Source organism: Kocuria subflava, from assembly GCF_012163155.1.
GTDB lineage: Bacteria > Actinomycetota > Actinomycetes > Actinomycetales > Micrococcaceae > Kocuria > Kocuria subflava.
On record NZ_JAAVUN010000068.1, the window covers coordinates 1 to 1,675 of the forward strand.

The 1,675-nt window shown below is 70.1% G+C and carries 1 protein-coding gene; it reads right to left on the reverse strand.

The genetic code is table 11. From position 1 onward, the window contains the following. Nucleotides 1-153: 153 nt before the first annotated feature. Nucleotides 154-1,548 carry an IS1380 family transposase gene (locus GTW58_RS12955; RefSeq protein WP_168023545.1) on the reverse strand — a complete coding sequence of 465 codons (1,395 nt, stop codon included), beginning with the start codon at nucleotides 1,546-1,548 and terminating at the stop codon, nucleotides 154-156. Nucleotides 1,549-1,675: the final 127 nt, after the last annotated feature.

Below are 1,675 nucleotides of genomic sequence, written 5' to 3' on the forward strand. Positions count from 1 at the left end.
CCTCGATCCACCGATCGGCCGTGTGCTGTGGGGGTCGCCTCGGACGGAGCCTCGGTTCGCTATTTGGGCGTGGTGGAGGAGCCGGCCTCGCTGCCGGGGGTGTTCCACGAGGTGTTCCTGTCTGGTGCCCGATGGGCTGGGTGGTCGGGGGGGCTACGCCGCGGCCGGTGGATCGTGGATGGTCGTGAAGAGCTGTTCCCAGGCTTCTTGCCACGGCCAGTTCTCCGGCAGCCGCAGGCGGATTTTGCGGGCGGAGGTGGCGATGCGGGCAGGGACGTTGACCAGCCGGGTGCGGATGGTGTCGGTGCGGGCCTTGGCGAACCGCCCGCCGGCGAGGACACCGGCCGCACGGGAGAGGTTGTAGGCGATGGTGGCCGCCACCAGCCAGGCGGCGTTGGCGGTGAACTTCCCGGACGGGAGGTGGGCCAGGGCGCTGTCCTTGAGGTCCGCGTTGACCTGCTCGATCACCGCGTGGGCACGGTGGGTCTTGTCCGCGGCCACCGTGCCCATGGTGGCCGCAGGCACGGTGGTGAAGAACGCGTGATGCCGCCAGGTCTCGAAGAGGGTGCCCTGCCCGTGGGCGGGGGCGTTGAGGTCGGGGATCCGGCGCACCACCAGCCGCCCGGCCACCTGCTCGGAGCGCTTGCGGGAGGTGAAGGCGGTGAAGTCGATCTCGGCGACCTCCGCCTTTGAGATCCAGGCGCCGGTGTCCTCGTCGTAGACGGCATCGGGGTACTCGATGCTCTCCCACGCATCATCGGCGATGGTGGTGATGGCGCGCTTGACGGCCGCGTCCATCCGCACCGTCACCGACACCCGGGCCCCGGCCCTCACGGCCGCGGCGAGGGGTGCGTGGCCGTAGAAGGCCGAGTCCGCGCGCACCAGCACCGGTCCTGCGGTGCCGGTGCGGGCGAGGGTGGCCAGGGCCTCGGCGAGAAGCCGGTGCGCTCCGCGGGCGGAGCCGGCCGCGCCCTTGCGCAGCCGCTGGGCCACCACCACCGGGGCCGAGGCAGCGGTGGAGGCGGTGGCCAGCAGCGCGTTGAGGCCCCGGACTCCGGAGTACCCGTAGCCGGATCCCTGTTTCTGGTAGCCGTGGACTTCCACGATCGTGTCGTCCACATCCACGAACACGAATTCTTCCTCCGCGTCCCGGCGCTGCAGCAACGGCACTCGCCCGGCCAACCCGGCCAGCAGCCGGGAGGCGACCGCGTCGAGCTGGCGCACGTGCCCGAAAGTGAAGGCCCGCAGGAACGACCCCAGCGTGGAGGGCGCGTAGACGGCCTCGAACAGCTTGCTCATCGCGCTCTGGCGCAGCAGGGCCAGGTCGTCGATGCTGTCGGCCCCGGCGAGCATCCCGGCCACGAGCGAGGAAACCTTCAGCCCCGGGTTGGCGCCCTTGTCGGTGGGCACGCTCAACCGCTCATCGACCAGGTCGCGCAACCCGATCCCCTGGGCCAGGCGCATCACCGGCAGCAACCCGGCCGCCGACACGAGGTTGGGCTCGTCGAACGACGCGGACACGGCAGCAGGAGTGTGGGAAACTTGCATCTACGGGATGCCCTCTCATCACGGTGGAACAGAACTCTCGACAAGTCCTATTCTCCGTGGTCAGCAGGGCATTCCGACGTTAAAACGCCGATCCCTCCGCGACGCTGATCGGTGGATCGAGGCTAAG

Bases quoted from the DNA above. Each gene is read 5' to 3' on its own strand.
- GTW58_RS12955 (WP_168023545.1), bottom strand. From the start codon at position 1,548: ATGCAAGTTTCCCACACTCCTGCTGCCGTGTCCGCGTCGTTCGACGAG.